Annotated in this window: 22 protein-coding genes; 14 read left to right on the top strand and 8 right to left on the bottom strand. The window is 33.0% G+C overall.

Annotation, left to right across the window (positions count from 1 at the left end):
* Positions 1-6: 6 nt before the first annotated feature.
* A complete protein-coding gene (locus KFV12_RS00810; RefSeq protein WP_254257053.1) occupies positions 7-576 on the top strand; it encodes an alpha/beta hydrolase in 570 nt (189 codons plus the stop codon).
* Positions 577-641: 65 nt separating this feature from the next.
* Here the strand turns inward: KFV12_RS00810 and KFV12_RS00815 are convergent, their stop codons facing one another.
* Positions 642-1304 (bottom strand): hypothetical protein, encoded by a 663-nt coding sequence (locus KFV12_RS00815; RefSeq protein ID WP_254257054.1) that lies wholly within the window; start codon positions 1302-1304, stop codon positions 642-644.
* 209 nt (positions 1305-1513) lie between these two features.
* On the opposite strand from KFV12_RS00815, the gene KFV12_RS00820 reads away from it, so the two are divergent.
* Complete coding sequence (locus KFV12_RS00820; RefSeq protein ID WP_254257055.1) at positions 1514-2047, top strand: YqeG family HAD IIIA-type phosphatase; 534 nt, start codon at positions 1514-1516, stop codon at positions 2045-2047.
* 1 nt (position 2048) lies between these two features.
* Complete coding sequence (locus KFV12_RS00825; protein ID WP_254257056.1) at positions 2049-2867, top strand: VanW family protein; 819 nt, start codon at positions 2049-2051, stop codon at positions 2865-2867.
* A gap of 18 nt (positions 2868-2885) precedes the next feature.
* Here KFV12_RS00825 and KFV12_RS00830 read toward each other — a convergent pair whose 3' ends face one another.
* Positions 2886-3401, bottom strand: coding sequence for a hypothetical protein (locus KFV12_RS00830; protein WP_254257057.1), 516 nt, complete (start codon positions 3399-3401; stop codon positions 2886-2888).
* 387 nt (positions 3402-3788) lie between these two features.
* On the opposite strand from KFV12_RS00830, the gene KFV12_RS00835 reads away from it, so the two are divergent.
* Together KFV12_RS00835 and KFV12_RS00840 are read left to right on the top strand one after the other, a co-directional pair.
* On the top strand, positions 3789-4706 hold the full coding sequence (locus tag KFV12_RS00835; protein ID WP_254257058.1) for a hypothetical protein: 918 nt from the start codon (positions 3789-3791) through the stop codon (positions 4704-4706).
* Between the two features lie 171 nt (positions 4707-4877).
* Positions 4878-5384 (top strand): LURP-one-related/scramblase family protein, encoded by a 507-nt coding sequence (locus KFV12_RS00840; protein WP_111716021.1) that lies wholly within the window; start codon positions 4878-4880, stop codon positions 5382-5384.
* A gap of 101 nt (positions 5385-5485) precedes the next feature.
* On the opposite strand, the gene KFV12_RS00845 is transcribed toward KFV12_RS00840, so the two are convergent.
* Entirely contained in the window at positions 5486-6439 is a 954-nt protein-coding gene (locus tag KFV12_RS00845; protein WP_239242162.1) for an NAD(P)-dependent oxidoreductase, read from the bottom strand.
* Positions 6440-6619: 180 nt separating this feature from the next.
* On the opposite strand from KFV12_RS00845, the gene KFV12_RS00850 reads away from it, so the two are divergent.
* From KFV12_RS00850 to KFV12_RS00875, 6 genes are all read left to right on the top strand, one after another.
* The gene (locus tag KFV12_RS00850) at positions 6620-8353 is read left to right on the top strand and encodes a pyruvate oxidase (RefSeq protein WP_254257604.1); all 1734 of its coding nucleotides are present in this window, start codon (positions 6620-6622) and stop codon (positions 8351-8353) included.
* 85 nt (positions 8354-8438) lie between these two features.
* A complete protein-coding gene (locus tag KFV12_RS00855) occupies positions 8439-8852 on the top strand; it encodes a hypothetical protein (RefSeq protein WP_254257059.1) in 414 nt (137 codons plus the stop codon).
* Entirely contained in the window at positions 8839-9333 is a 495-nt protein-coding gene (locus KFV12_RS00860) for a pyrimidine dimer DNA glycosylase/endonuclease V (RefSeq protein WP_133423546.1), read from the top strand. The genes KFV12_RS00855 and KFV12_RS00860 overlap by 14 nt, the downstream gene beginning before the upstream one ends.
* Positions 9326-9814, top strand: coding sequence for a cupin domain-containing protein (locus tag KFV12_RS00865; RefSeq protein WP_254257060.1), 489 nt, complete (start codon positions 9326-9328; stop codon positions 9812-9814). Before KFV12_RS00860 ends, KFV12_RS00865 begins: the two co-directional genes overlap by 8 nt.
* A gap of 1 nt (position 9815) precedes the next feature.
* Positions 9816-10178, top strand: a complete 363-nt coding sequence (locus tag KFV12_RS00870) for a DoxX family protein (RefSeq protein ID WP_254257061.1) — start codon at positions 9816-9818, stop codon at positions 10176-10178.
* 119 nt (positions 10179-10297) lie between these two features.
* Entirely contained in the window at positions 10298-10804 is a 507-nt protein-coding gene (locus KFV12_RS00875; protein WP_254257062.1) for a PepSY domain-containing protein, read from the top strand.
* A gap of 58 nt (positions 10805-10862) precedes the next feature.
* Here KFV12_RS00875 and KFV12_RS00880 read toward each other — a convergent pair whose 3' ends face one another.
* The 5 genes from KFV12_RS00880 to KFV12_RS00900 form a co-directional block, all read right to left on the bottom strand.
* The gene (locus KFV12_RS00880) at positions 10863-11186 is read right to left on the bottom strand and encodes a branched-chain amino acid transporter permease (RefSeq protein WP_111716032.1); all 324 of its coding nucleotides are present in this window, start codon (positions 11184-11186) and stop codon (positions 10863-10865) included.
* Positions 11183-11887 (bottom strand): AzlC family ABC transporter permease, encoded by a 705-nt coding sequence (locus tag KFV12_RS00885; protein ID WP_111716034.1) that lies wholly within the window; start codon positions 11885-11887, stop codon positions 11183-11185. The genes KFV12_RS00880 and KFV12_RS00885 overlap by 4 nt, the downstream gene beginning before the upstream one ends.
* Before the next feature lie 123 nt (positions 11888-12010).
* Positions 12011-13312, bottom strand: a complete 1302-nt coding sequence (locus KFV12_RS00890) for a PepSY-associated TM helix domain-containing protein (protein WP_111716035.1) — start codon at positions 13310-13312, stop codon at positions 12011-12013.
* Between the two features lie 129 nt (positions 13313-13441).
* On the bottom strand, positions 13442-13993 hold the full coding sequence (locus tag KFV12_RS00895; RefSeq protein WP_254257063.1) for a histidine phosphatase family protein: 552 nt from the start codon (positions 13991-13993) through the stop codon (positions 13442-13444).
* Entirely contained in the window at positions 13990-14496 is a 507-nt protein-coding gene (locus KFV12_RS00900; protein ID WP_436970153.1) for an SF0329 family protein, read from the bottom strand. The genes KFV12_RS00895 and KFV12_RS00900 overlap by 4 nt, the downstream gene beginning before the upstream one ends.
* A gap of 269 nt (positions 14497-14765) precedes the next feature.
* Here KFV12_RS00900 and KFV12_RS00905 point away from each other — a divergent pair, with 269 nt between their 5' ends.
* The 3 genes from KFV12_RS00905 (at position 14766) to KFV12_RS00915 (ending at position 17049) form a co-directional block, all read left to right on the top strand.
* Positions 14766-15599 carry a phosphate acyltransferase gene (locus KFV12_RS00905; RefSeq protein WP_254257065.1) on the top strand — a complete coding sequence of 278 codons (834 nt, stop codon included), beginning with the start codon at positions 14766-14768 and terminating at the stop codon, positions 15597-15599.
* Positions 15599-16669 (top strand): butyrate kinase, encoded by a 1071-nt coding sequence (buk, locus tag KFV12_RS00910; RefSeq protein ID WP_239242153.1) that lies wholly within the window; start codon positions 15599-15601, stop codon positions 16667-16669. The genes KFV12_RS00905 and buk overlap by 1 nt, the downstream gene beginning before the upstream one ends.
* Positions 16670-16755: 86 nt before the next feature.
* Positions 16756-17049, top strand: coding sequence for a HesB/YadR/YfhF family protein (locus KFV12_RS00915; RefSeq protein WP_111716040.1), 294 nt, complete (start codon positions 16756-16758; stop codon positions 17047-17049).
* Positions 17050-17143: the final 94 nt, after the last annotated feature.

The following is a 17143-nucleotide window of genomic DNA, read 5'->3' on the forward strand; positions in this document are numbered from 1 at the left end:
GAAATGATGAACTATTTCTATCAGAAAAATGATTCAAATGAATTAGTTGTTTTATTTCATGGCACAGGAGGAAATGAATATCAGTTATTAGGCATCGCTGGTGAATTATTTCCTGGTGCTGATGTATTAAGCTTTGAAGGTGATAGTGGCAGTGGAATGAGCAGACGATTCTTCCCGCCTTTAGTGAATGGTGAGATGGATCGTAATGCATATAATGATGCGGTCCGTCGTGTAACAAAAGTAATAAATGAACTAAATTTAGATTATGATAAGGTAACTTTCCTAGGTTATTCTAATGGCGCTAACTTTATTATAGGATTCTTAGAGAATGCTATTGAGATAGATGTGGCAGTATTAATGCACCCATCAGATTTAAAGTATGACGTATCGAATGCTAAACGTAATACGAAAGTAATCATAACAGCGGGTGCAAACGACTATATGGTATCACCTGGACAAGCTAAAGCATTAGAAATGCAGTTTAAATCATCATTCGCTGATGTAAACTTTATGTTGTTTGATGGTGGCCATGAAATAACAGAAAAAGAGATTCAGCAATTGAAAGAGATAATATAAAGAAGCACTCAGTTCATATTGAACTGAGTGCTTCTTTACTATAATCTCATATTTTGCAGTTTTAGTTATTGATTAATATAATCATACACAATATCTATTTGTTCTTTAAAGCTACCATTAAATTTATTATCAAAAAAAGCACTACCAATAGTAAATGACCAGGGAGAAATACCTTTGATTTCATCTAAACGTTCGAATGAATCAATACTACCAGCTACACATACTGGTGCATCAAGAGCATTAACCACAGTTGAAATAAGTGTTTTTGCATCACCGGTATAGCGATAGCCTAGTAAATCTAATCCGTAAACTCCTTTATCTAAATAACTTTGAGCCTGTTTAATAATTTTATCAATCTCTCCACTCAGAATAGAAGGTCGATTAGTGATATCACCGATAAATGGCATATATTTAATATGGTGTTCATTACAAAATTTATGAATAGAATCAAAATAGACCGTACCCATTAATATGTCACAACCACAAGTTGCTGCAAGTTTAGCACCTTCTAAAGATTCTTTCTCAGTATATTCCACTACCTCTAAACATGTCGTTTTTCCATGTTCTTTCATCATACTAAATAATAATTTCATATCTTCTGCTGATAATCCTTTATCTTTAAATCCCCAATATTTTGCTTTAGATTCGATACAAGCCTCAAATATTTCACTTGCATTTTTTACAGTAAAATCATTATAAGTTAACATTACTATTAATTCACTAGTCATCGTTGAGTTCATCCTTAAGTATTTTATTAAAAATATTATCATGAAAAGATATGAATTACAATTTATTCCTTGAAATTAATGTAAAAAATAGTAGTAAATAAATGAACGTCTATTAGTGGGATATTGACATAACTTTACACTTAAAGTACATTAAAACTTAAGAAATATACTTTAAATTAGTTAAAATGATTGAGATAGGAGTAGTTCTGGTGATTAAAATTATTTATCCGTTTGCGATGATAGATTCTGTATTTGATATTGATTTTAATGCAGTAAAGTCTCAAGGTTTTAACGCTTTAATATTTGATATTGATGCTACATTAGTTCCACATGGAGCTGATACAACCACTGAAATAGATGAATTATTTCAAGAGATACATAAATTAGGTTTGAAAACGTTGTTATTATCTAATAATAGTGAGGAACGTATCTCTGAATTTAACCGTAATATAAATACGTTATTTATTCCGATGGCAAATAAACCGAACAAGTTGAACTATTTAAAAGCAATCGAAATGTTGGATGTAAAAAAGGAAGAAGTACTATTAATAGGGGATCAGCTTTTCACTGATGTGTTAGGAGCAAATAGAGCAGGTATTAAAAGTGTCTTAGTGAAATATTTGATGCATGAAAGAGAAACGAATATCGGCAAGAAAAGAAAAGTAGAAGCAATGCTGCTCAAGTACTACAAATTGAAGAAAAGCTACTCTACACGCCTTGAAAATATTGAGAAGAGGGTTTAATATGGCTAAACAAAGAAAATTGTTTTCTGAAATTCATCCATTTTTTTACGTGATATCGGTAAAAAAAGAAAAATTGAAACGACGATTGCAAAATAGAAAGAAAAGTTTTGCATCTATATTAGAAAAAGATAAGTTACCGAATGTAATTTATGCATATAATTCTAATTTAATTAAAAAAGGAAAAGGTATTGATCCAAAACTACAATACAATAAAGCATTCAATATTGATAAATCTGCAAAAACTATGAATGGACTAATAATTCACCCTGGTGAAGAGTTTTCTTTTTGGCATTTAGTAGGAAATGCGAATAAACGAAATGGATATAAAGATGGGCGTGTCATTATTAACAATGAAGTACAAGCCGGAACTGGTGGAGGTTTATGCAACTTAGCGAATACAATCAATCTTCTTGTACAGCATAGTCCTTTAGAGATTACGGAATTCCATACCCATTCAGATGCATTGGCACTGGATGAAGGTGAAAGAAAACCACTTAGAAATGGTACATCTGTTGCTTATAATTATGTCGACTACCGATTTAAGAATAATACCAATCAAGATGTTCAACTCTGTGTTTGGGTTGAAGATGAGAGGCTGTATGGTGAATTACGAAGCAAACATCCTGTTACGAATCAATATGAACTGATTGAAGAAGATCATCATTTTACAAAGCAAAATGAGAAATTTTATCGCCGCTCGATGATTTATAAAGTAACAAAAGATGCTGAAGGAAAAGTACTCTCTAAAGATCTTATTTTAAAGAATAAATCAGAAGTGATGTTTGACTATGATTTAATTCCAAAAGAATTAATAAGATAAAAGCCCGGACGGGCTTTTTTATTTTGTATTAAATTTCACATCATCTTTATGATTAAAGTCATAGAAAGAATAAGTAACTTCATGGGGTTCAAATCCTTTAAATACTTCATGTAACTTTACTTTTTGTATATGATTATTTTTGAGAGTAAATGTGACATAACCTTTTTCGAGCTTGTTATCAACTGATGTTTTCATATTTTCTAATGCCTTTTTAATTTCTTTACTATTAGCTGCAGTCTTATCTGTGTATAGTGGGTACATACCACCCGAATTAAGTTGAATTAACTTAGGATTATCTTTAATTTGGAACGTATATTGGTTGCCTTTGATTGATGGATTTTTAGATGCTTCAAAAAGATCTATAAAATGATGATATCTATTATGCGCTATCCCTGTAGATTGGAAATCTTTACCTACATTCATTTCCTTTGACTTGCTTGTCATTGATTCATTACTAAATTTATATAGTTTATCCTGCTTAGCACCAATTGTTAGAACAAAATCTCCTTTTTGAGGTGTTTTCTTCTTATTCATAAACTGCTTCATAAAAATTTCATTATCATTATCCCTGACAAAATCATAATTAAATGCACCGTATTTATTTTCAATCTTTTGAGGTGTGCTGTCAACCTTCTCTTTATAAGATAATGTTTGATAATCTTTTACTTTAAGCTGTTTGACTGCTTCTTGTTGCGCTTTTTTCTCATTGGATGAATTATTCTACTGGTTTACAGCCGGTGAGTAGTAATAATGCAACTAAGGGATAGATTATTGATTTTTTCATAAAGTATAACTCCTTACATATGATATATTTTTACCCAAATACAAAAGAAAAATAACATTTGCAAATAGAATATACATTTATTGTATGAAAAGGATATAATAATTTTAATTGTACGAATTACTTTATGAAGAGGTGTTATGTTGAAAGCTGTAGATATATTGATAGATAAATTACCTAATGAGTTACAAAAAATTGTTGTAGATTGTGACGCTAATGAAGTGATGGGTTATTTTATGGAAGAAGAAGCGAACACAGAATTAGCCTATTTGGTTTCAAATATTGCTACGCATATGGATACAGTTGAGGCGCATACCATGGGACAATTATTGTTTGATATCGCTGTTAATTGGCTGGATCAATCCTATTATTTAGCAGCCTTTCATGGTTTCAGAATTTTAGAATTACAAGAATTTAAAGATGTTGCATCGATGAAAGCATTTATTGGTAATGCAGAACACCCTGATTATGATATTATTCCAAATGCACGTTTTAGATATGTAGCTGAAAAGATTAAAGCCATCGAACCCATTTACAAACTTCAAATTCCTGATAATGTACATGAAATTGAATTGCCGGATATACTGGATAAAAAAGTGATGAAAGCTATGAAAGGCAAAACTTATGGCTTTAAAGATGCTAAATTCGGTATTACGAGAAAAGAATTTGAAGCAATCTTTGGTGAACCGACAGAAGCATTGATCAATATGGGAGAAAAATACGTAACTGCATTGTATTACCGCAGTCGATATAATAATACAATCATCTCTCCGTTCTTTAAAGGAGCAAAAGGGATGGATGAACAGAACTATGTATTTACTGATATTAATTATTATTATGAAATGCATGAGAATATTAGTATTAAGGCATTCATGAAAGTATGGGGTAAACCTGAGCAAAAAGGGATAGCTTTAGGTAATACAAGTTATCGCTATGGCAACGTGAATTTCTCGTTTGATAAGGATTGGGAAGGAAAGTTTTACGTGAAACAAGTGTGGTTTGGTAATGATGAAAGTGCACAAAAAGAACGCGAAAGATTTGATTTTGAGGAGCATTAAATGGTGAAATATAAAGCTATGAAAGTGCCGGATATTTTGAACGAAGAAGTTCTAAAATGAACATAGAATATTATTTGATAAATAGTTATAAACCTTTTATGTGTAATTTTTCATTAAATGATTAAATGCGTTATAATATACTTAAATAATTTAGAATAGGAGCTGTTGAAATTGAGACTTTATGCAAAGAAAAAGTTACTTTCGTGGACTCAAGATTTTTCGATTATGAACGAACAGGATGAAATCGTTTATACGGCGAAAGGTCAGCATGATTTATTAGGACGTAGAAAGCTAAGAATTCTTGATACAAATGGTAATGAGTTAGCGTTTATTAAACAACGTGCAGCAGCTTTTTCTACAACGATGGATGTATCAGTAAATGGTTATGAGACACTAACGATTCGCAAGAAGATGTTATCGTTTAGACCGACTTACCTTATTGAAGGAGAAGACTGGATTGTACGTGGTAACTTCTTAAATTATGAATATACGATTGAAGATGGATCTGGACGTATTGTTGCTGAAATCAGTAAACAATTCTTCCAATGGAGAGATACATTTGGCATTGATATTATTGATGAAAGTGCAAATGTAGCACACGTTATTGCGATTGTTATGGCGATTCACACAGACATGCAGGAAGGGAACACCACAGCTGCAACATCGGCAATATTATAGGTTGTTATCGCAGAAAAAGAAAAGAGGAAATCAACTTCGGTTGATTTCCTTTTTCAAGTTATTTCATATCTCTTATATATCTATACCTATATTTCTATTTCTTAATTAACGATATAATCTGGTTGTTTGTTATTCAGTTTCTTGTATACATTTTGTGTAACGATATCGGCCATCATATCACGCGCTTCAAATGTTGCGTTTCCGATATGTGGTGTGATGACTACATTGTCTAATTTTTTTAGTTTTTCATTGATTTCAGGTTCGAATTCAAATACATCTAAAGCTGCACCTTCAATGACTTTCGCTTCCAATGCATCAGCAAGTGCTGCTTCATGAACGACCGGCCCACGTGATGCGTTGATTAAATATGCAGTCGGTTTCATCATTTCGATTTGTGCTTTATCAATCATATGTTTCATTGATGGATTGTATGCAGAGTTAATTGTAATGAAATCAGACTGTTGAAGTAGTTCTTCAAGTGATACATATTTCGCGCCAGTTGATGCCTCACGATCTTCATGACGGTTTGGTCCTGTATAGAGAATGTTCATATCGAAACCTTTCGCACGGCGTGCCACAGCTTGTCCGATTTCTCCTAGACCAATAATACCAATTGTCTTACCTGAAACTTCACGGCCACGGAAAAATAAAGGAGCCCAACCGTTAAATCCTGTCGTACGGCATACTTTGTCTCCTTCAACCACACGTCTTGCTGCAGCAAGTAGTATAGCAAATGTCAGATCTGCTGTTGCATTTGTTGAAGCTTTTGGCGTATTAGTAACGTCGATGTCTTTTGTACGTGCATATTCACTATCAATATTGTTAAATCCAGCACCATAATTAGCGATGATTTTTAAATTTGGTGCAGCATCAATGACATCTTTATCTACATTAGTAGAGAGTAAACTGATCAATGCATCTTTATCCGCAATACGTTTAATTAGTTCATCTTTAGTTATTAGTTTATCTCCTTTGAATACATCAACATCGTCGAAATTTTCCTCTAAGTACTGTAGACCCTTTTCTGGTATTTCACCGGCTACTAAAACTTTCATTGTATTTCCTCCTCATTTTATATGATGCGTATATGTATATCTTAACAAAAATGATATATCGTTTGCACATAATGGAAATAGGGATTATACCTATAAGATGAGTAATTTGATTACTATTGTTTGCAAGGGGTAATGTAAATAATATGTATAAATATGAGTGGAGAAAGGAATGTGAACGACTTGTCAAAACTAAAAGCGAACCATGCACTTGTTAAAGCACTTAAACATTGGGAGATTGACCATGTATATGGTATTCCAGGTGATACGATAGATACAGTGATTGATGCATTGAAAGGTGCTGAAGATGAGATTAAATTTTATAATGTACGCCATGAAGAAGTGGCTTCTCTTGCAGCAGCAAGCTATACGAAATTAACAGGTAAAATTGCGGTATCTGTTGCAATTGGTGGACCTGGCGCAATTCATTTGTTAAATGGTATGTACGACGCTAAGATGGATAATATTCCACAGCTTGTCCTCGTTGGTCAAGCTAACACAGATTTATTAGGTACAAAGTACTTCCAGGAGTTAGATTTAACAGCAATGTTTGCTGATGTTGCTGTGTATAATAAACAACTCGATCAGGCGGAAAATGTATTTGAAGTTGTCAATGAAGCGATACAAACAGCTTACGATAAAAAAGGTGTCGCAGTGCTTTCGATTCCCGGTAATCTATTAAGCACAAAAATAGAAGATCACACAGACAAAACGCCTATAAAAACACCAGAACAAAATTTTGAGATTGATCAGACAAAAATTACGGAAGCAATAAAACTGATTGAACAAAGTAAGCATCCAGTAGTGCTTGCCGGAACAGGAACGAAGCATGCTAAAGAATTACTTGTGCAGTTTATTGAACATGCACAATTACCTTCTATTGTGACTTTACCTGCAAAAGGATTAATTCCTGATACCCATCCAAATATGTTAGGGAACTTAGGGAAAATTGGTACGAAACCTGCATTTGAAGCAACTAAAGAAGCGGACTTATTGATTATGATTGGTACAAACTTTCCATATGTAGATTATCTACCGGATGAAGATGTACCATGTATTCAAATTGATAATAACCCGGAAAAGATTGGCACTCGCCATAAAGTGACAGTACCATTGGTGGGTGATTCAAAAGAGATATTGCAATTATTAATTGAAAAATTACCAGCAATAAAAGAAAGACCATTCTTAGAAGCATGTAAAGAAAATATGGCGGAATGGAATAAATGGCTTGATGAAGATAGAGCAAATAACAGTTTTCCTTTACGCCCAGAGCGTATCATGGCAGAAATTGATAAGATCGCAGATGAAGATGCAGTATTCTCGATTGATGTAGGAACATCAACCGTATGGGGAACAAGATATTTAAGACTTGATCATAATAATCGCTTCTTAACTTCACCATGGTTAGGTACGATGGGCTGTGCTTTACCTGGAGCAATCGCAAGTAAGATAGCGTATCCAGATCGTCAGGCAATTGCAATTACAGGTGACGGAGCTATGGCAATGGTAATGCAGGACTTTGCTACAGCTGTATACCATAACTTACCGATGATTATTGTTGTATTAAATAATAAACAGTTATCATTTATTAAATATGAACAACAAGCAGCGGGTGAATTAGAGTACGCGATTGATTTTGGAGATATTGACTTTGCTAAATTTGCAGAAAGTTGTGGTGGAGTAGGTATTACTGTTACAAAACCAGAAGAACTTGCAGGTGCCTTTAGACATGCAAAAGATGTGAACAAACCAGTAATTATTAATGCGTATGTAGACCCAGATGCAGCACCACTTCCTGGACAAATTGTATGGGATGAAGCGTTAGGATATGCTAAATTTGAGTTACGTTCATTATTAGAGGAAAATAAATTTGAAAAGATGCCACCGTTAAAAACAATTATGAGAAGATTCTTTTGATACAATATAATAATGAAAGAGACAATCACTTAAGATGTTGATTGCTTCTTTTACTAAATAATAAGCATCGAGGAGAAAATGACACGTGCTTAGAAAAATTATACTGGGAATGTTATCCGGACTTTCATTATATATATTGTTGTTAATAGGCGATTATTGTTTTGGTACAAACACTGTCCGACTATTATTAAATATTGATTTTTTGACACATCAAAAAGAAATGGTTTTATGGAAAGAGTTATTACCACACTTTTTCGTTAGCATCATCCTCTTCAGTACGCTAGAACAATTATATCGAAAAGAAACATTATTCAAAATAGCGCTACTAATAACTATACTTGTTTTTATTTTGCTGTATTTATTATTAATAAATATTGCAGTATATCAACAATATTCATCTTCTTTACCGATGTTTTTAGTTTGGATGGTAGGTCATGTTATCTATTTATATATCGTATATCAATTTATAAAGGAAGAAGATCACCGTGCAAATTTTTAGAGTTAGCGAGAATCATGAAATATCTGCACGTTATTTAGATAATAGAAGATTGTCTAAACAAGTGTTAGAACTTTATCAGATTATTCGTGTGTGTTTATCGGCATTAAATATTATTGATGGGAACATTAGATACTTACACCATCCCATTGTTAAACATGTGTATAATGAAGGTCATCCATATATTTTAGATTGCTTTGCTATGCTAAAAGTGATGGATGATGAACATACACGAAGAGGCGGTAAACGTTCGGAAACATTTAAGAAAGACATCGACATTCTGGCTACTATTATTTCCGAACATAAGCATTTATTTAATACAGCAGCCCTACCACCATTATATGTATATGGTCCAGATAAGATTTATGGAGAGAATGCTTATATAGCTTATCAGAATTTACTATATGAAAAGTGGTTAAATGATAAAATAGCACCACGGTGTAGTTTTAAAATTAATAAAATTATGGAGAAAGAAAATGAATAAAGATCAATTGATTAAAAAATTACGTATGCAGCCACATCCTGAAGGTGGCTATTATTATGAAACATATCGCTCAAATGAAGTAACTGCTGATGGTAGAGCACTATATACAAGCATCTATTTTCTTTTAGAAACAGGAAATATCTCACATTTTCATCGGATAGATTCAGATGAATTATGGTATTACCAGGGAGGGGATTCACTTACCGTTCATATGATTTATCCCGATGGTAAGTATGAAGCAGTTAAATTAGGATTAGACGTAATGAATCGAGAAGTACCACAATTTTTAGTACCGAAACATACTATCTTTGCATCAAGCGTTGAAGAGGATAATGCATGGAGTTTCGTTGGATGTATGGTATCACCTGGATTTACATTTGAGGGATTTGAATTATTTACGAAAGATGAATTAAAGCAAGTGTATCCGCATTTAGAAGGTGTCATTGAGAAATACGCACTAACAACAATAGAGGAGCAATAAAATGAAATTAATAAAATTATTACTGAAAACGATACTAGGATTAGGATTTTTTACGGCAGGAGTACTTCATTTCCTAAGAGAGCCGAATTTTACGAAGATTGTTCCAGGTTATATACCCTTTAAAAAGGAAATTGTCTATATTTCCGGGGTAATTGAGATGATAATGGGTGTTTACTTGATTATCAAAAAACCAAGTGAAAGTGCTAAGAAGTTAATCAATATATTTTTATTAGGCGTATTTCCGGCGAATATTTATATGGCAAGAAAAGGAATTCCATTAGGTGATAAACGACTACCGAAGAGCGCTTTATATGGGAGATTACCATTGCAATTCGTATTGATGAAATTGATAAAAGTTTTATAAAACTCATTCTCGCTTAATATTTAGATTATATGGTGATTGCTATACGTATTGATAATATTTGTTTGTATATATCAAATTTTGGGTATAAATTTAATAACTCAAAAAAGGAGCTGAATATGATGAATAAATATATAAAACAATCTTCAGTACTCGTTCTAGGTGCATCATTACTACTAGGGGCCTGTGGCAATGAAGATGATAAATCAGTTGATTATAGCGAAGTAAAGACGGATGCGACTCAGGCGATTGAAATTGCACAAAAAGAAGTTAAAGGTGATCTTGAAAGTATCTCTTTTGACTATGATGATAAAGAGAAAAAGTGGGCATATGATGTTAATTTAAGAGATGGAAATGAATCTCATGAAGTGACAGTTGATGCTGTAAGTAATAAAGTACTTAAAAAAGAATCAGAAAAAGAAAATGACAAAGAAACGACAATCAATTATAAAGATGTAACGCCAGTTGAAGACATCATTGAAGTTGCTAAGAAAGAATATAACGGAGATGTGAAAGAATGGAGTTTAGATGAAGATGATGGCGTAGTAAAATATGACGTTGAACTCGCTAAAGATGGAAAATCAAAAGAATTTGAAATTGATGCTAAAACTAAAGAAATCATCAAATAGATGCTTAATCATAATATAGAAAAAGCTACAATTCGATAAGAATTGTAGCTTTTTCTGTTTAGACTAATCGAATAAGTAACATATAGTATAGCGTTCCTACAGCGATAGATAAAAGCATATTACGTTTCCATGAATGTAATACGATAATCAAAGTAATTGCAAGTATTGCAGGAATATTGGCAGAAGGTAAACTCCATTTAATATCCTTTAATGCATATACAACAAGTAATCCAAATACAGCGGGAGGTAATACACGACCTAAATATTCAATAAGCTCAGGTAATGGTTTATCTCCTTTAAATACGATGAAAGGTAAGAAGCGGGTTAACATTGTAGCGATAGTAACCGAAAAGATAATAATTAGCTGTTCTGCTATCGTCATATGCGCTCACCAACTCTCGTCAAAGGACGTTTAAAGACAATGAAAATGATGAGCATAATAAACATGGTAGGAAGAACAAAGTAAGACTTACCAAATATTAATAGACAGACAATAGAAATGATTATACCGAGCGTTGAAAAGCGTCTTCCACCTTTGAACCATTGTTCAAGAAAAATAACTAAAAAGAGTGCTGCCATTACAAATTCCAAACCTTCCAAGTCAACTGTAATAAAGCCCCCAATAATACTTCCTAGAAAAGAACCAGTTACCCAGTATAAATGATTGAATAACGTAACATACGTCATAACTAATCCTTTGTCGACATTTTTAGGAATGGACATTGTTTGATTAATAACGAATGTTTCATCACACATGCCAAATATTAAATACCATTTCTTTCTCCCGGTACCTTTAAATCGTTCGAGCATTGCAATCCCATAAAACAGATGTCGTGCATTAATCATCAGCGCGAGAATAAAAGCGCTAAATGGATTAAAGATACCAAGCAGCATCGTTGCTGCTACAAATTCCATAGAACCAGCAAAAATACAAGCACTCATAAGAACAGCCATCCATATCGGATGTCCTAAAGAATGCATGTATATACCAAAAGTCATTCCGAGAAAGATAAACCCAGTTAAAATTGGAATAGTGGGTGGAAATGCAACCTTTAATGCGAGTTTATGTCTGTTTTGATTCATACAATCAGCTCCGTACAATATATTATGACTTATCTTACATGAATAAATGATGTCACACAATCACAATTGTTTGAAAATTAAAAAAAGTAACTGGAATTATCCAGCTACTCAATTAGTTCTATATTATATCGCGTATTTCTTCTTGCTCATCAGTAAAATGAGCTCGATAAATGCAATGATTATGAGTGAGATGCCAAATAGAGGCATTAAAATTCCCATTAGAATAAGTAATATTGCGAAAAACCAAGTATATTTCATATAAGGCTGTGACTTAGGTGTTGATAGTTTACCTTTTTGTTTACGCATAAAGTAAATTTTAATTCCGAAGAAAGTCAGCACTAATAATCCAGCTAAGAATAATAAGTTAATGACTTTATTTGCTAGCCCAAATAAATTCCCTTCATGAAGTGGGATACCGACTGCAATAAATTTTGCAAGTATACCATAGTCATTAAAGTCGTAAATTGCAAGTTTCATTCCCGAATATTGATCAAGATGAATAGTGCGTTCGTCTAGTGGATTTGCATCTAGACCAGTCACACCTGTTCCAGCAGCTTTAGATAATACATAGGTCCCCTTATCATCCATCGGTACAGTGATACTATAAGGCTTCTTAAATCCTTCCTCTTGCGCAATTGCATTGATATGGGTAATCGGTAGTCTATTGCCGTCGTGAGATTTAGAATTTGTATGTTCACCACGTGTTGCCCATGCAATCTCATTATTAGATACAGGTGGCGTCTTTACGGATTCAGGGTAACCGACAAGTGAATGATTTACTGCAAAGTCATAAATTTTTGCACCTATAAATCCTGACCAGGGTAATCCAGTTAACACAATTAGTAATAAAGGAATACTTAAAACTGTACCGAGTATTGCATGGAACTTCGCTTGATTTTTACGTTTGATTTTAGAGGTGCTGTTTGTAATATATTTACGGAAGAAAGTCATGAATAATCCTGTAATGATTAAGAATATTGCCCAGCAACTTGCAAGCTCCACTAAATAATTAATAAAGGTATTACCAGTTAATAGATTTGAGTGCATTTCACGAGAGAAATTTGAAAATAATTTAGAAGGTTCTATTTCACCTTTCACTTGATTATGATGATCTAGATAGACAACTTTAGAAGTATCATCTGGTCCCATTATAGATACACGTGTGTTGTAATCGCCTTTTAGGAAACTTATCTTCATAACATGATACCCAGGATGACTGTTGAGTATGTCATCAATACCATCATTAAGCGATTGTTCTGGTTGATTCGTTTGTTCAAATAATAAATCGTGATTTAATTTGTTTTCTACTTCTGGATAGAATAAATACATGATGCCTGAAATACTTAATGTAATGATTAGGGGTGTAATGAAAATTGCTGCATAAAAATGCCATCTCCAAAACACATTATTAAAATACTTTTTCACAAAATTTCCTCCATATTTTCACAAGTTAAAATAAATATTAGCATAAAAGACATAAATAAAAATCACAAGATTGTGAATATAATAGGTCAGAAATATGGAAATTTTGTGTATGAGTTAATTTTAAGATGATCATTCAATAACTGCCATTATCATTTGACCACTTTTAATTTTATAATGAACTTTCTTATTCGAAAATTCTTTGTTGTTTATTATACAAAGCAGGGCATCTATTACACCTTGATGCGTAATGATAAGGACTTTATCAGAAGAGTGATATTTTGAAAGGAATTTTTGATACCATTTATAAATTCTTTCGTAAAATTGAGCGGGACTTTCACCTTGTGGATAAGATTCATCCCAATCTAGTGTATTCCAAAAGAGACCTGGAAATCTCACTAATGCCACATCATTATCTATTCCAGCTAGAAGACCATTATTTACTTCACGTAAACAATCATCTAAAATTATTTCTTTTGAAAATAGTAGTCGATTTCGAATGATATTTGCTGTTTGAACTGTTCTTTGAAGATCGCTTGCTATAATAAAATCGAATTCAATGTCTTTTATTTTTTGTGATAGTGATTCTACTTCCTTTACACCTTCTTCAGTCAATGGTTCCTGTGACCAACCACCTCTTTTGTTAAGCGTATCCTGCCCATGTCTTACAAGGTAAAGTCTCATGCATTACTCTCCCAGCTCTGCTTTCTAATTTCGTAAAATTGCTGAACTAATTTATGTTCGTTGCTTATATCAAGCGTACTAAATCTTCGTTTGCCTAATCGTTTATCTAACATTGCAAAAGCTCGGATGAGCACGTGAGAATGTTGCATTGCTTCCTCTACGGAGAGTAAAAAATAATCGAAGAAGTCTTCTAAATGATAAACAGCATATTTCCCTTCTGCTTCTGCTGCATCTCTAATTGTTTTTTCAAATAAATCTATTTTCTTATCATCACAATTAAATGGTTGATATTCTTTCCCAACACCTTGCTTTTCTAACTCAAATGATTTTAAAGCAAACTGGATATTATCTGCTGTAAATATTTCTTGTTTATCAAATGTTATAGTCATTCGTGCTTCCTCGTCGTGAGATTTTCTATAAACAATTCGATTGATCGAAATACGATTTTTTAGTGGATCATAAATAAAGTCTTCAATAAGTTGTTTTCTTTTTGTCCATCTCAATTTATCACCTAATTTCTTTTTTATGGTTCAATATTATATTAAGTGTTTATATATTTCAATTATATGCAAAATGACATTTATTTATTATATATATTAAATTTTTTAGACAAGGAAATTTAAATACAATATATTATTGAATGGTATTAATAAAGTGTTTAATGGCTGCTATATGATTCCTTTACATCTATTTTCGAATGTGAGAAAATACTATCGAACAAAAATATTATCTAGTCTTAGTACTAGGTTATAATCAGAAAGAAGGAATATAGATGATTAAGGTAGTTATTCCTGGTGGTTCAAGGCCAGAGATATTAGAAGTGATAACAAAAGCGAAACAATTATATAAAGATGTTGTATCTTTTTTCGTATTTGATACAGAAGAGAATATTGATTCAAATGACGTATGGATATATGAACAGTGTGAAACTGAGGAAGATTCTGTTAAACGTGCGGTAGAAATGGCGGCAACTGGAGATGCCCAAGTGCTTATGAAGGGGATGGTTCAAACGCGTACGGTATTAAAAGAAGTACTTCAAAAAGAACATAATCTTTGTAATCAATCAGTATTATCTCATGTGGCACTTGTTGATTTACCGGGAAATAACAGGCAGTTATTATTAACGGATGCTGCAATGAATATCACACCAACTTCTGAACAGTTAAAGCAAATTGCTGATAATGCCATTGATGTAGCGCATCGCATAGGTATTTCGCAACCTAAAGTGGCTATGATTAGTTCTGCAGAGACATTTAATCCGAAGATGCCATCTTCAGTATTAGCAAGTGAGGTCGTTTCATTATTTAAAGGTAGTGAAAATGCGCTTGTAACTGGTCCTATTTCTTTTGATTTAGCTACTTCTAAGGAAGCTGCAGATCATAAAGGGTATGACGGCGTTATTCAAGGCGATGCAGATATCTTAGTAGTACCTACAATTGATGTTGGTAATGTATTGTATAAAGCTTTCTCAGTAATAGGAAATGCTGTAATAGGAGGTACAATTGTTGGTGCAAAAGTACCGATTGTACTTACTTCACGCAGTGATTCTCCAGAAAGTAAATTGTACGCTCTAGACTTTGCAGTACGACAAGTGAGGGACATATAATGGACGGAAAATATATATTAGTCATTAATCCAGGTTCAACTTCTAGTAAGGTTGCTCTATATTGTAGTGATAATTGTGTGGACGAAAGTATTTTTAGATATACGGTTGAAGAGATTGGAAAGTATGATACAGTAATGGATCAAATTGAGATGCGAGAAGAGCGTTTACGTACTTTCTTAGAGTCTCATAATATTTATCCAGGTGATTTAGCAGCAGTTGTTGCCCGTGGTGGACTGATGAAGTCGATTATTGGAGGCACGTATTTGGTGAATGAAGAGATGGTAAATGATCTTCGTTCTGGTACATATGGTATGCATGCTTCAAATTTAGGAGCAATCATCGCTAATGATATTGCGCGTGATTACGGTGTGAAAGCATATACAGTAGATCCGGTTGTAGTGGATGAATTTGAAGATCTTGCACGCATTTCAGGATTTAAAGGAATTGAGCGCCGAAGTGTATTTCATGCATTGAATCAAAAGGCTGTAGCACGTAAGGTGTTATCTGAAGAGGGTATGGATTATTTTAATGCCAATGTGATTGTTACCCATATCGGTGGCGGTATTTCAATTGGTGCACATCAGTCAGGGCGAGTTATTGATTGTGTAAATGCATTTGATGGCGAAGGACCTTATTCTCCCGAGCGAACTGGGCAACTACCATTAATAAATTTTGCGAAGCTCATTATTGAAGAAAAGTTAAATATTTCACAAGTGAAATCAATACTAGCTGGAGAAGGTGGTATGAAGTCTTATTTAGGTGAAATTGATATTCAAACGATTGAACAAAAAGCTTTAAACGGAGATAAGGAAGCAAAGCTTTATTTTGATGGCATGTGTTATCAGATTGCTAAAGGTATTGCTGAAATGGCAGCGGTATTGAAAGGTGATGTAGATTATATCATTTTAACAGGTGGTGTGAGTCATTCCCAATATGTTGTTGATAACATAAAATCACATGTTGAGTGGATTTCTGAAGTAAAAGTAATGCCTGGCGAAGAAGAATTACTAGCTTTATACGAAGGTGTCATGCGTGTGTTGAAAGGTGAAGAAACAGCCTTAACATATTAGTTATTTCAATGAAGACATAATTTAAGACTTTAATATTAGTCTGATGATATAATTTCTTCAGCAAGACTTATTATGGGAGGTACGATATGAATATTTATATTTCAGATAAAGCACTGCAATGGTTCAAAGACGAAGTTGGTTTAGAAGCAGGACAGGCAGTTAAATTCTATGCTAAAATTTATGGTTCAAGCAAGATTCAGGAGAGTCACTCTTTAGCATTTAATGTGGATCCGGATTATGATAAAGCAATTGCAAAAGTTGAAGCAGATGGTATTATTTTCTATGTTAACGAAATGGATGAGTGGTTTTTCAAAGATTACGATTTATATATTGAATATGATGAAAAATTACAAGAGGTTGCTTACGATTATAAAAAATAAAAGGAAATAATCTATTTGAAAATAATTTTTTCAAAAAAGTTTAAAGCGTTAAAGCACGTGGGTGTAAGGGTTTTCTCTTGCACCCTTTTCATAT

Origin of the sequence: Macrococcus epidermidis (genome assembly GCF_024205965.1) — a bacterium.
GTDB lineage: Bacteria > Bacillota > Bacilli > Staphylococcales > Staphylococcaceae > Macrococcoides > Macrococcoides epidermidis.

What these genes read in the sequence shown, in the direction of transcription:
- KFV12_RS00810 (WP_254257053.1), top strand. Translation starts at nt 7, where the DNA reads ATGAACTATTTCTATCAGAAAAATGATTCAAATGAATTAGTTGTTTTA.
- KFV12_RS00815 (WP_254257054.1), bottom strand. Translation starts at nt 1,304, where the DNA reads ATGACTAGTGAATTAATAGTAATGTTAACTTATAATGATTTTACTGTA.
- KFV12_RS00825 (WP_254257056.1), top strand. Translation starts at nt 2,049, where the DNA reads ATGGCTAAACAAAGAAAATTGTTTTCTGAAATTCATCCATTTTTTTAC.
- KFV12_RS00830 (WP_254257057.1), bottom strand. Translation starts at nt 3,401, where the DNA reads ATGAATAAGAAGAAAACACCTCAAAAAGGAGATTTTGTTCTAACAATT.
- KFV12_RS00835 (WP_254257058.1), top strand. Translation starts at nt 3,789, where the DNA reads ATGTTGAAAGCTGTAGATATATTGATAGATAAATTACCTAATGAGTTA.
- KFV12_RS00845 (WP_239242162.1), bottom strand. Translation starts at nt 6,439, where the DNA reads ATGAAAGTTTTAGTAGCCGGTGAAATACCAGAAAAGGGTCTACAGTAC.
- KFV12_RS00865 (WP_254257060.1), top strand. Translation starts at nt 9,326, where the DNA reads ATGAATAAAGATCAATTGATTAAAAAATTACGTATGCAGCCACATCCT.
- KFV12_RS00870 (WP_254257061.1), top strand. Translation starts at nt 9,816, where the DNA reads ATGAAATTAATAAAATTATTACTGAAAACGATACTAGGATTAGGATTT.
- KFV12_RS00875 (WP_254257062.1), top strand. Translation starts at nt 10,298, where the DNA reads ATGAATAAATATATAAAACAATCTTCAGTACTCGTTCTAGGTGCATCA.
- KFV12_RS00880 (WP_111716032.1), bottom strand. Translation starts at nt 11,186, where the DNA reads ATGACGATAGCAGAACAGCTAATTATTATCTTTTCGGTTACTATCGCT.
- KFV12_RS00885 (WP_111716034.1), bottom strand. Translation starts at nt 11,887, where the DNA reads ATGAATCAAAACAGACATAAACTCGCATTAAAGGTTGCATTTCCACCC.
- KFV12_RS00895 (WP_254257063.1), bottom strand. Translation starts at nt 13,993, where the DNA reads ATGAGACTTTACCTTGTAAGACATGGGCAGGATACGCTTAACAAAAGA.
- KFV12_RS00905 (WP_254257065.1), top strand. Translation starts at nt 14,766, where the DNA reads ATGATTAAGGTAGTTATTCCTGGTGGTTCAAGGCCAGAGATATTAGAA.
- buk (WP_239242153.1), top strand. Translation starts at nt 15,599, where the DNA reads ATGGACGGAAAATATATATTAGTCATTAATCCAGGTTCAACTTCTAGT.
- KFV12_RS00915 (WP_111716040.1), top strand. Translation starts at nt 16,756, where the DNA reads ATGAATATTTATATTTCAGATAAAGCACTGCAATGGTTCAAAGACGAA.